Below are 15,277 nucleotides of genomic sequence, written 5' to 3'. Positions count from 1 at the left end.
CCTTTGTGGTGGTGCAGACCAGCTCAGTCCCTATGCACAAAAAGGGCGCCGACCATTACGGTCGACGCCCTTTCTTGTTAGACGCTATAAAGTCCAGCGCTTATTTGTTGACCTGGCCGGCGCGGACGGCGGCCTTCTTGCGGTCGGTGGCGTTGAGCAGGCGCTTGCGCAGGCGGATGTTCTTGGGGGTAATCTCAACCAGCTCGTCGTCGGCGATGTACTCCAGCGCCTCCTCCAGCGAGAAGGTGCGGGGCGGCACCAGCTGAACGGAGATATCGGAGGTCGAGGAACGCTGGTTGCCCAGGTTCTTGGTACGGGCGATGTTGACGACCATGTCGCCAGCCTTGCTGCGCTCGCCCACGATCATGCCCTCGTAGCACTCGGTGCCCGGCTCAACAAAAAGCTGGCCGCGCTCCTGCAGCGTACCCAGAGCATAGGCAACGGCCTTCTCGGTGGTCATGGAGATCATTGCGCCGTTCTGACGGTTGCCGATCTCGCCGGCGTAGGGACCGTACTCCAGGAAGGTGTGGTAGAACACGCCCTCGCCGTGGGTGACGTTCATGATGCGGTTCTTAAGGCCCATGATGCCGCGGGTCGGGATCTTAAACTCGAGGTGCGTCACGATACCCGAGGTATCCATGCTCGTCATGATGCCACCGGAGGTACCGAAGACCTCAACGACCTTGCCCGAGTACTCGTCCGGGCACTCAACGACGGCCTGCTCGACAGGCTCCATCTTGTTGCCGTTCTCGTCCTTCTTAAACAGAACGCGGGGACGGCCGACCTGGAACTCAAAGCCCTCGCGGCGCATGGACTCCATCAGAACGGACAGGTGCAGAATGCCGCGGCCCGAGACCTCGACGCCGCTCTTGTCCTCGAGCTCCTCGATCTTCATGGTCACGTTGTTCTCGGCCTCGTTGAACAGGCGCTCCTTGAGCTGACGGGCGCCCACGATGTCTCCGTCGCGACCGACGAGCGGGGAGGTCGAAGCCTCGAAGACGATGGACAGGGTCGGCGGGTCGATCTCGATGGGCTCGAGCTCGACGGGGTTCTCGGGATCGGTGTAGACATCGCCGATATCGGTGCGGTCGATGCCCACGACGGCGGCGATGTCGCCGGCGCCGACTTCCTGGCACTCGGTGCGGCCCAGGTAGTCGAAGGTAAAGAGCTGCTTGACGGTAGCGGTGGCGCTGGAGCCGTCGTTCTTCACAACCAGAATCTGGTCGCCCTGATGGATGGCGCCGGAATACACGCGACCGATGCCGATACGGCCAACGAAGTTGGAGTGGTCGATGGTCACGCACTGCATGGCCAGCGGAGCGTTCTCGTCAACCTCGGGCGCGGGCATGTCGTCGATGATCATATCGAGCAGCGGATACATGTCCATGTTGCCGTCGTTGGGATCAAGGCGGGCAAAGCCATTCATGGCGCTGGCGTAGACCACGTGCTCCATGGCGAACTCAAGCTGGTCGTCGGTGGCGCCCAGGTCGGCCATGAGGTCCAGGCAGTCGTTGTAGGCCTTCTCGGGGTTGGCGCCCGGACGGTCGATCTTGTTGATGACGATCATGATCTTAAGGCCGGTGTCGATAGCGTGACGCAGCACGAAGCGGGTCTGGGGCATGGGGCCCTCAAAAGCATCGACCAGCAGCAGGGCGCCGTCGGCCATACGCAGCACGCGCTCGACCTCGCCGCCGAAGTCGGCGTGGCCCGGGGTGTCGATGACGTTGATCTTGACGTCCTTATACTCGATAGAGATGTTCTTGGCGAGAATCGTAATGCCGCGCTCGCGCTCCTGGTCGTTGGAATCCAGGACGCGGTCCTCGACCTGCTGGTTGGCACGGAAGGCGTCCGTGGCACGCAGGAGCTTGTCGACCATCGTCGTCTTGCCGTGGTCGACGTGGGCGATGATGGCGATGTTCCTCAGATTGTCTACGCGCATGTAGTTCCCCTATCTTCTATCCATATACAAACGGCACGCGTATGCGGCCCGCCCAGCGATACAACGCTCAGCGGGAATATTGAGCCTTTTACCGAAAACTCGTTTATTTTAGCGATTTTAGATAAGAGGGGTTTCCTCACCTGCAGGTTCAGGGTCGCTCCACATAAAACCATCGCCGGCGCCCATGCCCTCATACAGCACATATGCCGAAAAACCGCTCTCGAGCGTAGTCTCAAAGAAGCTCACGAGCAGAGCATCGTGATAGCCGCCGTCAATCTCGACGCAGCCGGTGTAGCCGATGGCATAGCGGACGATACGGCCCAGGCCCTCGTCCTTAAGACCCATCTTGTGCTCGGAGATAAAGTTGGTGGCCGCCTCCAGGCACGCCTCTTCGCCGTCCTCGTCGAGCGCCGCCAGATAACGGTTGGAGGCAGCATCCTCAATTGCCACGACCACGCCAGGGTTTTCACCGGCGGCAAGGTCGTCCAAGAACGCGCCGACCAGATCGCACACCATGGCGTCGAGCTCGGCGGAGACGTTACCGGCATCCTGCATATCCTGTGCCATCTTTAGACCTTCCCATCGAGTCTGACGTCGTTACAGTTCTTGTGCCTCGGCGGCGATCTTGGCGGCAGCGTCACGGGTGCGCATCATGTCCGCCGCGCGCTTGTCGAGCACCTTGATCTGACTGGTCAGCATGACTGCATCGACCACGCCCCAGATCACCAGGCCCGTAGAGATCGAAAACCCAAGCGCACCAACTGTACCACGAAGGCGTGAGCAGATTGCCGCGACAAGGGCGGAGACGACAACCATCTTGATAAACGAGCCGCGGCGCTCGCGGAGCGTGCGGGCCTGCGTCACATAGGCAATGCGAGCCGCCTCAGAAGCCTCCGAGCGCATCTGGGCCTCGCGGGCGATCGCAGCCGCCTCAGCCGACATACCGCCGGCCATCAGCGAACGCTCCGCATCCTGGCCGCCCCGCATTTAGAAGTCATCGGGCGAGAGCGTATGGACGAACTCGTCGAACTTCTCGAACTCCTGCTCGTCGTCAACTTCCTCGGTATGGGCAGAAACAGTGCCCAGGCGATTCATGATGTCGTCCTCCACAAACATGGGGGCATTGCTGCGCACGGCAAGGGCAATGGCATCACTGGGACGGGCATCGATCTTGCGCTCGTCACCATCGGCCAGTACGACAATCGTCGCGTAGAACACCGGCGGCTCGGCGCGAACGATCTCGATGCGCTCGAGCTTGGCGCCCAGGGCGCCAACAGTATCGAGCAACAGGTCATGGGTAATCGGGCGATCGGCGCGTCCGCTGTCGATGCCGCGGCTGATTGCCGCAGCCTCAAACGAGCCAGTCTGGATGGAGAGGGAGCGCAGCGGCGCGGGGGAATCCGACTTGCTGCAGCGTTCGCGAAGCACGATAAGCGATGGCACGGGACCGGCGGCCATGACGATGGTCTCTATGTCGACACGAACCATGGAACACCTCCGGTACGTAGCGGTTAACACGCGGCGGCCCGCCGCGTTGAATAGCTATACTACCCAAACTTTCGCGTAGCACACAAAATCAAAGTAGTTAATTTGGGACAGAGCTTTTTTGACTACCTTCTGTGGCTAAGAAAAAAGCCTCGAGGCAATTGCCCCGAGGCTTTTAACAGTTTTGATGGTGGACCTGACAAGATTCGAACTTGTGACCTCCCGGTTATCAGCCGGACGCTCTAACCAACTGAGCTACAGGTCCATCGCGCAAGGGATATATTAGACGAGTCGTTACGCGCGCGTCAACAACTTTTTTGAAAATCTTTGGGAGGGGTGGTCGCTGGGCTGGCGAGATGGTTTTGGTTTGCTGCTCGGACAGTCCTGCGCAAGACGAAGGCCACATTAAGTGGCCTTCTTTGCGTGCGGAACTCGCGACAAACCAAAACCACCTCGCCAGCCCAGCGACCATGGGGTCCCAAGGTTTTCAAAAAAGCGGTCGGCGCGCAGTGTGCCGACTGCCGATATATGGGGTCTGATGATTTTTACCAGCTAGAGCCTCTTACTCGTCGAGGAGATCTTCTGGCATGTCGTTGCCGTCGCCTAGATCGACTGGGGCTTCTTCGGGGGCAGAACCGTCTTCTGTTGCTTCGCCTTCGGGCTTCTCTTTGGCTGCCGTCATGCGGGCTACGGCGCATACGCGGTCGTTGTCGTCGACGGTCATCATCTTGACGCCCTGGGTGGCGCGGCCGGTCTGGCTGATCTCGTCGGTCTTGACGCGAATGACCGTCGCGCCCTCCGTCACGATGAACAGCTCGTGCTGCGGGCCCACCGTCTTCATGGCCGCGAGGTTACCCTTACGCTCGGTCATTTGAATGGTGTAGACGCCCTGACCGCCGCGATTCTGCTCCGGGTAGTCCGCGACCGGCGTGCGCTTGCCGTAGCCGCGCTCGGTGATGACGAATAGATCGCCGTTGCCGTTAGTGACTTCCATGCCCAGAACGCTCACGCCGTCCTTCAGACCGATACCGCGAACGCCGCTGGTATCGCGGCCGGTGGCGCGCACCTGCTCCTCGGAGAACATGATCGCCTTGCCCGCGGTGGTGGCCAGGATAATCTTGTCGCCCTCGCGCACGCGGCGCACGTTCAGCAGCGCGTCGTCGTCACGCAGGTTGATAGCGATCAGGCCGTCGCGACGGCTGCGGTCATATGCGCTCATCACGGTCTTTTTGACCATGCCGCTCTTGGTGGCAAACATCAGGTACTCGTCGGCCGGGAACTCGCGGCAGCTGATGACGCTCGCGATCTTCTCGCCTTCCTCGAAGGGCAGCAGGTTGACGATCGCGGTACCGCGCGCCTGGCGCGTACCCACCGGCAGCTCGTGCACCTTCAGGCGATAGACCTTGCCCTTGCTCGAGAAGAACAGCACGTACTCGTGCGTGGACGCGATGAACATCTCATCGATAACGTCGTCCTCTTTGAGGTTGACGCCCGACACGCCCTTGCCACCGCGCTTCTGGGCACGGTAGGCAGCCACTGGGATACGCTTAACGTAGCCGGTGTGGGTGATGGTCACGACCATATCCTCGTCGGCGATGAGGTCCTCGACATCCAGGTCCTTCTCAACCTGGCTGATTTCGGTACGGCGCTTGTCGCCAAACTTCTTGGAGATCTCGCGCATCTCTTCCTTGATGACGCCCAGAATCTTCTCCTCGTGCGCCAGCAGGTCCTCGTAGTAGGCGATGGCGCGGCGCAAGCCGTCCAACTCTTCTTGGATCTTGTCGCGCTCCAGGCCGGTCAGGCGGCGCAGCTTCATCTCGAGGATGGCCGTGGTCTGCTCGGGCGTAAAGCCAAAGCGTTCGATCAGTCGGCTGCTGGCCTCGGAGTCGGTCTGCGAGGAGCGGATGATGCTGATGACCTCGTCGATATGGTCAAGGGCCATCAGGTAGCCCTCGAGGATATGCGCGCGGGCCTGGGCCTTCTTAAGGTCGAAGCGGGTGCGGCGGGTGACGACGTCGACCTGGTGGTCGATGTAGTGCTGCAGCATCTCGCGCAGGCTCAGGCATTTGGGAACGCCGTTGACGAGTGCCAGGTTGTTGGCGCCAAAGGTCGTCTGCAGCGAGGTGTACTTATACAGGTTGTTGAGCACGACCTGCGGAATGACGCCCTTCTTGAGCTCGATGACCAGACGGATGCCCTTCTGGTTGGACTCATCGCGCATATCCGAGATGCCCTCAATGCGCTTGTCGTTGACGAGTTGGGCGATCTTCTCCTGCAGGGTGCCCTTGTTGACCATGTAGGGAATCTCGGTAAAGACCAGGCGGCTGCGGCCGGTCTTGGTGGACTCCACATGTGCCTTGGCACGCACGGTAATGGAGCCGCGGCCGGTCTCGTAGCTCTGCTTAATGCCGGCGCTGCCCATGATGATGGCGCCGGTGGGGAAGTCCGGACCGGGCATGATCTGCATGAGCTCGTCGACGGTGGCGTCGGGGTTGTCGATCAGGTAGCAGGTGGCCTCGATCGCCTCGGTGAGGTTATGCGGGGCGATGTTGGTGGCCATGCCGACGGCGATGCCCTGGCTGCCGTTGACCAGCAGGTTGGGGAAGCGCGCAGGCAGTGCCACGGGCTCGGCGAGCGATTCGTCGTAGTTGGGCTGCCAGTCGACGGTATCCTTCTGCAAGTCACGCAGCAGTTCCATGGCGGGCTTGGCCAGGCGGCTCTCGGTGTAACGCATGGCCGCCGCGCCGTCGCCATCGATGTTGCCGAAGTTGCCGTGACCGTCGATGAGCGGCGTGCGCATGGAGAACCACTGCGCCAGGCGGACCATGGCCTCGTAGACCGCAGAGTCACCGTGCGGGTGGTACTTACCGATAACTTCGCCGACCGTCCAGGCCGACTTTTTGTGTGGGCGGTTGGGGTAGATGCCGCTCTCGTTCATCGCGTACAGGATGCGGCGGTGTACCGGCTTTAAGCCGTCGCGCACGTCCGGCAGGGCACGCGCTGTGATAACCGACATCGAATACTCGATGAACGACTGCTTCATCTCGCGACCGAACTCCGAAATCTGGAGCTGGCCGCCGTTGATGTCCTCGCCGGCCGAGACGCCACGATCGACTTCGCCAAAGCTCTCCTCGAGCTCACCGTCGTCGTCCTCTTCCTCATCATCATCGGCATCGGGGTTATAGGCGTCCGGATCGCCGTCCTCGCCCTGCTCAGCACGGGCAAGCAGGCGCTTCAGATCATCGGGCATACCGGCATCGCCGGCCTCGTCCATACCCTCGTTATTGTTGATATCGTCTGCCACGTTACCTCCTCTTAAGCGTCAAGGAATCGTGCATCATGTGCATGCTTCTCGATGTACTCGCGGCGATAGCCGACCTCGGAACCCATCAGCTCGCGCACGGCGCGGTCCGCCACCACGGCGTCCTCGATCGACACACGCTGCAGAATGCGGGTCTTTGGGTCCATCGTCGTCGAGGCAAGCTGTTTGGGGTCCATCTCGCCCAGGCCCTTGTAGCGCTGGACGGTATAGCCCTTGCGCTTTTTGGTGATCTTGCCGTCCTTGGCCTTGCCGTCCTCGTCGTTATCATCGGGGTTCAGGCCCAGACTCTGGATGGTATCGCGCAGGATCTCGTCTTCGGGCTGGCGGCCGTTGGGATACACGTAGTGGATCTTGTTGCGCACCTTAATGCCAAAGATGGGCGGGCAGGCAACATAGACGTAGCCGGCATCGATCAGCGGACGCATGTACTTGTAGAAGAACGTCAGCAGCAGGATGCGGATATGCGCGCCGTCGACGTCTGCATCGGTCATGATGATGATCTTGTGGTAGCGCGCCTTGGTGATATCGAAATCGCCGCCGTCGCCGGCACTCGTCGTGACGCCGCAGCCGATCGCGGTAATCAGCGACTGGATGGTGTCACTCGAGAACGCGCGATGGTCACCAACGCGCTCGACGTTCAAAATCTTGCCGCGCAGGGGCAGAATCGCCTGGATGTCTCGGCGACGGCCGTCCTTGGCCGAACCGCCTGCCGAGTCGCCCTCTACGATGAAGAGCTCGGTCAGCTCGGCATCGCGCACCGAGCAGTCGGCGAGCTTACCGGGCAGGGACGCCGTCTCGAGCAGGCTCTTGCGGCGGGTCGCCTCGCGCGCCTTGCGGGCGGCATTGCGCGCCTTGCAGGCCTGCTGCGCCTTCTTGACGATCTCGCGAGCGGGCTTAGGGTGCTCCTCGAGGTAATCGGCAAGGCCGTCGGTCACGATCTTGAGCGTCAGCGCGCGCATATAGGAGCTGCCGAGCTTGGCCTTGGTCTGGCCCTCAAACTGCGGATCGGGCAGCTTGACCGAGATAACGGCCGAAAGGCCCTCGCGCACATCGTCGCCGGTCAGATTGGCGTCTTTTTCCTTGAGCAGGTTCTGCTTGCGCGCATAGTCGTTGATCACGCGGGTGAGCGCGGTGCGGAAGCCCTCAAGGTGCATGCCGCCCTCGGGGGTGTAGATGTCGTTGGCAAACGACATGACGTTCTCGCCGTAGCCGCTATTCCACTGCAGGGAAACCTCAACCTCGCCCATCTTGGCCACAGGTGCGTCCGGGTCCGATTTGCCCTCGATGTAGATAGGCTCCTTAAAGGCCTCGGGGACGTCCTTGCCCTCGTTAAGGAACTTGACGAAGTCGATGATGCCGCCCTCGTAGCAAAACTCCTCCACGTGGGGAGTAGACTCGCGCTCGTCAGTCAGCACGATTTTGAGGTTCTTATTGAGGAACGCCGTCTCCTGCAGACGGTTGTGCAGCGTATCGAAATCGTAAATGCAGGTCTCGAAGATCTCGTCGTCGGGCCAGAAGGTGACGGTGGTGCCCGTCGAATCCGAGGTGCCCACGACCTCCATCTTCTTGACGGTCTTGCCGCGCGAGAACTCCATCTCGTAGGTGTTGCCGTCGCGACGAACCTGAACGACCACGCGCTTGGACAGTGCGTTGACGACGGAGATGCCAACGCCGTGCAGGCCGCCCGAGACCTTATAGGCCGAATTATCGAACTTACCGCCGGCGTGCAAAATCGTCATGACGACCTCGAGCGTCGGGATCTTTTTAACAGGGTGCTCGTCGACGGGGATACCGCGCCCGTTGTCGACGACCGTGATGGAGTTGTCGGCGTGGACCGTCACCTGGATCTCGGTGCAGAAACCGGCCATGGCCTCGTCGACGGAGTTGTCAACGATCTCCCACACCAGGTGATGCAGACCGCTGGCGCTCGTCGAGCCGATATACATGCCCGGGCGCTTACGAACGGCCTCGAGACCTTCGAGAATCTTAATCTCGCCGCCATCGTAATCGTTTTCGTTTGCCACACGTCCTCCTTCAGTCAAGAAAATGTGTACAGCCTTACTAGTTTATCGTAAAAAAATACCCTCGGGAACGAGGGTATTTGGCTCTACAAGGCCACCAGATGCGATTTAAGGCTCTTTTTTGCTTTCTACGCCCTTGGCCCACTCGGCACTGGCTCTCATGGCATTCTCGAGGGCCTCGCGCAGTTTTTGGTCTTCGATGGGCGCCACTTGGCGCTCAATCTCGGTGCGCTCGGCCTCACTTAGGTCGGCGTGCGGGGCCGGCGGGCGCTCGGTCGTCGCCGGGCGCAGGCGCTGCTTGGCGGCGGGCGGCGTGTGACCCGGCGCGGTGGTTTTGAACACCAGGCCGTCCACATGCGCACCGGCGCGCTCCATGCGCGCGCGGATGATCTCGCGCAACAGCGTCATTTCCTGCGTCCACGAGGGCGAATCGAGATATACCAGCAGCTCATTGGACTCGGGCAGGTAGCGCAAGCCCGTCACATGCCGCCCCTCGCGCGTGCCCGAGCACACCGCGTTCCACGCGCGATAGACCGCGCGCGACTCCTCGGCAGCCTCCATCTGCGCGCGGCGCTCAGGTGTCGCGGCCGCCAGGATGCGCTGACGCTCTGCGTTCAAAAATCCACTGAAGGCAACCGTTTCGCTCTCGCGCTCGTAATTAGCACGTCTCACCCATGCTCACCACCTTGGCTCGATCAAGCAGGTCATCGGTAAAATACCCCAGGTTGGTCGTGGTTATGACCGTCTGGATATCATCGCCGATCAGCCGCAGAAAAGCACCGCGGCGTTCGCCGTCGAGTTCGCTCATCACGTCGTCCAAAAGCAGCAACGGGGCGGTGCCCAGGACATCGCGAGCCACGGCCACCTCCGCCACCTTCCAGGCCAGAACCAACGTTCGCTGCTGACCTTGGCTGGCAAATGAACGGGCGGAGCGACCCGCCACGGTAAACTCAATCTCATCGCGATGCGGTCCCACCAACGTCACGCCGCGGCGAATTTCCTCGTCGGCGTGCTCATCAAGGGCAGCCAGCATGCGCTCGTACGCCCAGCCCTTCAGCTCTTCGCGATCATCGACCTGGGGCAAATCCCCCAGCGTGGACGTATAGGTCACGTTGGCAGCCTCACCGGATGCCACTTGCCCGTAGGCAGTGTGCACATGGCCCGCCAGCCGGTCGAGCAGGGCCAACCGGTGCACAAGCAGGGCCGAGCCCGCGCGGGCAATCGAATCGTTCCACGCGCCGAGCATCTCGCGACAGCACCAGGTCTCCTTGAGCAGGGCGTTACGCTGGGTCACGCAGCGTCCATAGGTGCTCGCAAGATCGGCATAACGTGCGCTCAGCTGCATGCCAAAGTCATCGAGGGCGGCGCGGCGCACACTGGCGCCTCGCTTAACCATGTCCAGATGGTCGGGGCAAAACAGCACGCTCGGCAGAGCCCCGCGCACACCGGCGGCAGAGCATCTCTTGCCGTTGCGGCTAAACGAGCGCTTACCGTCCTCCGCGCTCAATCCCATATCAAGCACGCGGCCGTCGCCCTCGAGCCTCAGCTCGACCTTGCACAAGCCCGCGCCGTCATGGACGAGCTCGGCGGCGGTCGGATGCCTAAACGAGGCGCCGCTCGTCAGCAGCTGCAGCGCCTCTATGAGATTGGTCTTTCCCGCCGCGTTGGGTCCCGCAAGTATCGTCACGCCCTCGTCCAGGGCAAGGCGATAGCTATCGAAGCTGCGGTAGTGCGCGACGGAAAGATCGCGGGCGAACATGGTCATGGCGCAGCGCTAGATGCGGACCGGCATGACCAGGTACAGGTAGTTGATCTTGTCGTAGGACTTGAAGATACCCGCCTGCGAGTAGCTCTTGAGCTCCAGCGTGATCTCCTTCTCCTTGGACAGGGCGTTGAGGCAGCCGAAGATGTAGTGGTAGTTGAAGGCGATGGTACCCGACTCGCCCTCGGCCTCGACATCGATCGTCTCCTGCGCAAGGTCCTGGTCATTAGAAATGGAGGACAGGCCCATCTGCCCGTTCTCGACATCAATCTCGAACTTGACAGCGGGGTTGGCGCTCGCGATAACGGCCACGCGCTTGAGGGCGGCGTTAAAGGCGGCGACGTCGATCTTGACGCTCGTCACGCATGAATCGGGGATGAGCTGCTTGTAGTTGGGGTACACGCCCTCGATGCGGCGCGACACGTAGGTGGTGTTGCCGGCCTCGAAGACAACCTGGGTGTCGGTAGCCCCGATCATGATGGTCGCCTGGCTGGCCATGATGTTCAGCGCGTCGTTAAAGGCGTCGGCCGGAACGTTGAGCTCAAAGGAGCCCTCGAGGGTCGAGGTCTCGACCTGCGTATCGCACACGGCCAAGCGGAAGGAATCGGTCGCCACCAGGCGCACGGTGTTGTTCTCGACCTTCATGTGCACGCCACCCAGGATGGGGCGGGCCTTGTCGGTCGAGGTGACGCGCCACACGCGGCCGACCATCTCGGACAAGATATCGGTCGGCAGCTCCACGGCACTCTCGATGGCATAGGCCGGAAACTCGGGGAAGTCATTGGCATCGAGCGTGTTCAGGCGGAAAGAGCTCTTCTCGCAACCGATCAGCACCTGGCGCTCGGACAGCTCAAAGGTGACCGGGGCATCGGGGAGGGTCTTGGTGATATTGGAGAGCATCTTACAGGGGATAACCATCTCGCCCTCTTCTTCGACATGTGCCGCGATGCGATGACGGATCGAGATGGTGTAGTTAGAGGTCTGGAATTCCAAGATGCCGTCTTGCGCCTTAACGAGCACGCCCGACAGGATGGGAAGGGTGGATGCCGAAGCGACACCCTTCATAACGACGCCGATGGCTTGTGTAAGCGAGCTCTGGCTGACGGTGAACTTCATCTTTTAATACCTTTCTATAGATATAAATATCTTAATAATAGTAATAGCACTGACGAAACTGTTGATTACTCCCAAAGACGCAGGTCAGACCCAGAAAGAGAATCGACAGCAACCTGTGTGCAACAGGGGTGGTTTTCCACGTTCAAAACCTGCGCAAAACTTTTCATCAACGCGGGTTGGGTTTTAGACACCTTATGCCCGTGGTTTCGACAAGTTTTCAACAGGTGTCTCTATTTCCCTACGAGCGCAGTGTAATTTTATCGCGCAGCGACTTAAGGTCTTCGGTGACGGTGCGGTCTTCCTGGATCATCTTCTGGACCTTTTTGTAGCTCGTGCTGACGGTCGAGTGGTTGCGGTTGCCAAATTCGGCGCCCACCGCCGTGGTCGTCATCTCGCACATCTCGATGGCCAGGTAGATGGCAATGTGGCGTGCTTTGGCGATATTGGCGTTGCGACGCGGGCCGATGAGCTCCTCGTGCGTCACGCCGTACTGCTCTTCAATGACGGACTGAACCGTCTGGACGTTGATCTTTTTGGCCGACGTATCGAAGTACTGGCTGGCGATGGCGTCGATATCGTCAAAGGTGAGCTCCCCGCCCTCGCGCTCGCGGTCCCCCGCCTCGCCGGCGCAGCGCTCGCAAAAGCTCTCGAGTTCGCGGATGTTGGTGCCCGAGACCTCGGCCATGTGTTTGAAGTGCTCGTCGGTCAGGTGTCCGCCGTCGCCCCCATAGGCCGCCAGCAGCGAGTCGTCGCCTGCTTCGGGAGCGGCGACGATGGTGTTCTCGTAATAGCGCTGCAAGATCTTGTATTTCATCTCGTAGCTGGGCTCTGCGACCAGGCAGAGCATGCCGGCGTTGAAGCGGCTGGTCAGACGCTCGTCCATGCTCAGGTCCTTGGGGGCGCGATCTGCCGCGATGACGACCTTCTTGTTATTGCGGATGAACTCGTCCATGAGCTGGAAAAAGTAGTCCACGCTCGCTCGCTTGCCGATGATGTTTTGGATGTCATCGATGATGAGTACGTCCACGCCGTGGTACGCCTGCATGATGGGAGCGTTGCTCTTCTTTTGGCGGTCGAACTCGGTCATCAGGTCGTCCAGATATGCCTGGGAGTTGGCATACTTGACCTTGATCTCGGGCGACTTCTCGGCGAGCTCGTTTTTGATGGCAAGCAGCAGGTGCGTCTTGCCCAGGCCCGATTTGCCGTAGATGAACAGTGATGTGCACGTGCCGCGTTCGTCCGCGAGGGCGGCAAACTTGAGTGCCGAGCGATAGGCGTGGCTGTTCTCGGGGCCGTAGACAAAGTTCTCAAAGGTAAATTTTGAGTTCGCGGCGAGTGGGGCTCCATCCGTATTCTGCTCGGCCGGCACGGTCGGCGCTGGCATGGGTGAAGCGGGGGCCACAGCTTGCGTGGATTTAGTCGGCGCTCCGCCCTTCATCTGGTTCATCATGCGACGAAAATCATCGGCCGAGAGCGTGTTCTTGATTGCAATGCCCGAATCCGCGCCCGCCGCTGCGTCGTGAGCGATGGGCATGTGCGTGACGGGTGCGTTCGTTGACGTCGCCGCCGCGGTCGGCAACGGTGCCATGGTTTCACGGGAAACATCGCTGTGCTGGTGCTCGATTGTCGTCACGTCGCCTGCGGAGGCCGGCGCCGCCGGGGAAACAGCGGGAGCCGTGGCGGATTCCGTCGCGGCAACGGATTCCGTCGCGGCGCCTTGCGGCGCCACGATGTCGAGCGCAATCGGTGCAAAGGCGATTTCTTCCAGATAGGCCTCAATAGTCGGCTGATGCTTTTTGAGCTGCGCGATGGCAAAGCGCGAGGGGGCCTCGATCGTGAGCGTATCTTCGGTCAGGTTTATGGCGCGCGATTGCCCCAGCATGTTGATGAGGCGTGCATCTTGGCCGTCGCGCTGGCAAAAGGCGATAGCATCCCCCAGGATGATGCTTGCTTCCTCGTCCACTGTCTCTCCCGTTCTTTAGCTCTGAGCTCGCACGCGAGCGGCGCCGAGTTCGGTCAGATGGTATTTCTGGCCATGCTTGATGACCAAGCCGGCCTGCGCCAAGTCATTGAGCGTGCGTGACCAAGTGGGGGCCGAGTTTCCAAACGCCCTCGCCAGATCGGTTGCACCGCACGCTTGATTTTGCGCCAGATAGCCCAGCGCGGCGTTGCCGCGATCGCTTACGAACACGTCCGGTTGTGGCTGCGCATACTGATTTGCTGCATTAGGATACATCATTTGAGCTGCTGGTTGTTGAGAACTCTGCGTCGGCGGCATTTGCTGTTGAAAACTTTGAGGCCATTGTTGGTAAGGCTGCGGAGGCGTCTGCTGGACCCAGGGGTTGTACTGCTGCTGCGGCATCTGCTGGTACGGCTGCTGATATCCCTGCTGGTACTGCTGCGGGAACTGCTGGCCATACCCCAGTGGCGGCATCTGCTGATATGGATATCCCTGTTGGTACGGCTGATAGCCCATTTGCTGGCCACCCGGCGCCCCCGTCGCCTGCTGCATTGCTGCTGCATCCTGATCCACCACCGGCATGGCCTCTGGCATGCTTGGCGGCATCGACATCGATGCCGCTTGGGGTTCTTGTGTAGGAGGCATTCCGGGCTGCTGCATCTGTCCCACGGTGGGCTGCATCTGCTGCGTTGCCATGGGCTGCTGCGCAAAAGCTCCCGGCAGGGGATATGTGGGCTGCTCCGTCTCGGGCCGCACGGCAGCGCCGCGTCCGCCGGCACGCTCGATTTCCTGCACGCGTTTAGGGTTCAGGCTTACCGTAACCACGGTGCCGTTGCCCATGTTGTCCTCGATGGATACGGCACCGCCGGCGTTTTCCAAATACTCCTGCACCATGGGAAACCCTGCTCCGGTTCCACGGATATAGCGCTTCATCTTGCTGTTTGCGCTGGTAACGCCAAAGTCGAAAGCACGTTCCTTGTCGTCGATGCCGGGTCCTTGGTCAGCAAAGCGGATGGTGTCTCCGCCGTCCAGAATCGAGATGATGGGCTCGGCAAAGTGTGCGTGGATAAAGTTTTCGACAATCTCGCGGATGACCATGAGCGAGATATGGCCACCTTGTTCTTTCATGCACTGGTAGACGGTGTTGGTCGTCTCTTCCAAATACGTGCGGACATCTTGCGGATCAATGACGATCACCCGCGGTGTCGACAGCATGTCGTCATAGACGGCGATGCGCGCGGCGTACATGGCTTTTGGCGCCTGCGTGGTCGTCTGCTCGCCTTCCGCACGCTCTTCGCGCACGCCGGTGATGTGCTCGTTGTCGGGTGCCGGGTCTCCGGAATCGACCATGGTGTAAAAGTCGTCAGACATGCCGCTCGCAATCTTTCAAAAGGTTCCGAACAAATAGTAGCTCACCGTGCAACGTTTCTCATCTTTCGACAACTTTTCAAAACTTGTTGAAAACTTTGGAAAATGGGCGAAAAGTTCTCAACATTGCCAACATGACCTGTTGAAAACTCGATGAAATATCGTGAAAAGTTGCCATGCACCGCTAAATCGAGCTTGGCTTATGGGGGAACCGTGTGAACTGCGCAACCTTTTACCTTTGATTTCTTGACATTTGAACATTGATTTCCCTACAATCTTCAAGCTCACGTGTCTATATCTGCGT

General features: G+C 60.3%; 11 protein-coding genes and 1 tRNA gene. All 12 read right to left on the bottom strand.

The genetic code is table 11. From position 1 onward, the window contains the following. Positions 1 to 100: 100 nt before the first annotated feature. Complete coding sequence (typA, locus tag I2F59_RS05985) at positions 101 to 1,939, bottom strand: translational GTPase TypA (protein WP_055287536.1); 1,839 nt, start codon at positions 1,937 to 1,939, stop codon at positions 101 to 103. A gap of 117 nt (positions 1,940 to 2,056) precedes the next feature. Further along, a complete protein-coding gene (locus I2F59_RS05980; protein WP_195503561.1) occupies positions 2,057 to 2,506 on the bottom strand; it encodes a hypothetical protein in 450 nt (149 codons plus the stop codon). Between the two features lie 30 nt (positions 2,507 to 2,536). Next, complete coding sequence (locus tag I2F59_RS05975; protein ID WP_055287540.1) at positions 2,537 to 2,926, bottom strand: hypothetical protein; 390 nt, start codon at positions 2,924 to 2,926, stop codon at positions 2,537 to 2,539. Further along, positions 2,927 to 3,427 (bottom strand): bifunctional nuclease family protein, encoded by a 501-nt coding sequence (locus I2F59_RS05970; RefSeq protein ID WP_055310297.1) that lies wholly within the window; start codon positions 3,425 to 3,427, stop codon positions 2,927 to 2,929. A gap of 185 nt (positions 3,428 to 3,612) precedes the next feature. Further along, positions 3,613 to 3,689, bottom strand: a tRNA-Ile gene (locus tag I2F59_RS05965). Positions 3,690 to 3,986: 297 nt separating this feature from the next. Then, positions 3,987 to 6,698: a DNA gyrase subunit A gene (gene gyrA / locus I2F59_RS05960; RefSeq protein WP_195503564.1), complete on the bottom strand. Its 2,712-nt coding sequence runs from the start codon at positions 6,696 to 6,698 to the stop codon at positions 3,987 to 3,989. Between the two features lie 41 nt (positions 6,699 to 6,739). Continuing rightward, on the bottom strand, positions 6,740 to 8,770 hold the full coding sequence (gene gyrB, locus I2F59_RS05955) for a DNA topoisomerase (ATP-hydrolyzing) subunit B (protein WP_022094340.1): 2,031 nt from the start codon (positions 8,768 to 8,770) through the stop codon (positions 6,740 to 6,742). Between the two features lie 105 nt (positions 8,771 to 8,875). Continuing rightward, on the bottom strand, positions 8,876 to 9,439 hold the full coding sequence (locus I2F59_RS05950) for a DciA family protein (protein ID WP_117746866.1): 564 nt from the start codon (positions 9,437 to 9,439) through the stop codon (positions 8,876 to 8,878). Beyond that, positions 9,426 to 10,532 carry a DNA replication/repair protein RecF gene (gene recF, locus I2F59_RS05945; RefSeq protein ID WP_195503560.1) on the bottom strand — a complete coding sequence of 369 codons (1,107 nt, stop codon included), beginning with the start codon at positions 10,530 to 10,532 and terminating at the stop codon, positions 9,426 to 9,428. The genes I2F59_RS05950 and recF overlap by 14 nt, the downstream gene beginning before the upstream one ends. Before the next feature lie 9 nt (positions 10,533 to 10,541). Beyond that, positions 10,542 to 11,645 carry a DNA polymerase III subunit beta gene (gene dnaN, locus I2F59_RS05940; protein WP_022094338.1) on the bottom strand — a complete coding sequence of 368 codons (1,104 nt, stop codon included), beginning with the start codon at positions 11,643 to 11,645 and terminating at the stop codon, positions 10,542 to 10,544. A gap of 238 nt (positions 11,646 to 11,883) precedes the next feature. Beyond that, positions 11,884 to 13,608 carry a DnaA ATPase domain-containing protein gene (locus tag I2F59_RS05935; RefSeq protein ID WP_324249582.1) on the bottom strand — a complete coding sequence of 575 codons (1,725 nt, stop codon included), beginning with the start codon at positions 13,606 to 13,608 and terminating at the stop codon, positions 11,884 to 11,886. Between the two features lie 15 nt (positions 13,609 to 13,623). Next, a complete protein-coding gene (locus I2F59_RS05930) occupies positions 13,624 to 14,976 on the bottom strand; it encodes an ATP-binding protein (RefSeq protein ID WP_195503559.1) in 1,353 nt (450 codons plus the stop codon). Positions 14,977 to 15,277 lie beyond the last annotated feature (301 nt).

The organism is Collinsella aerofaciens (assembly GCF_015556945.1).
Classification (GTDB): Bacteria; Actinomycetota; Coriobacteriia; order Coriobacteriales; family Coriobacteriaceae; genus Collinsella; species Collinsella aerofaciens_AO.
The sequence above is the reverse complement of the archived record's forward strand: the minus strand, read 5'-3'. Positions and strand labels throughout refer to the sequence as shown.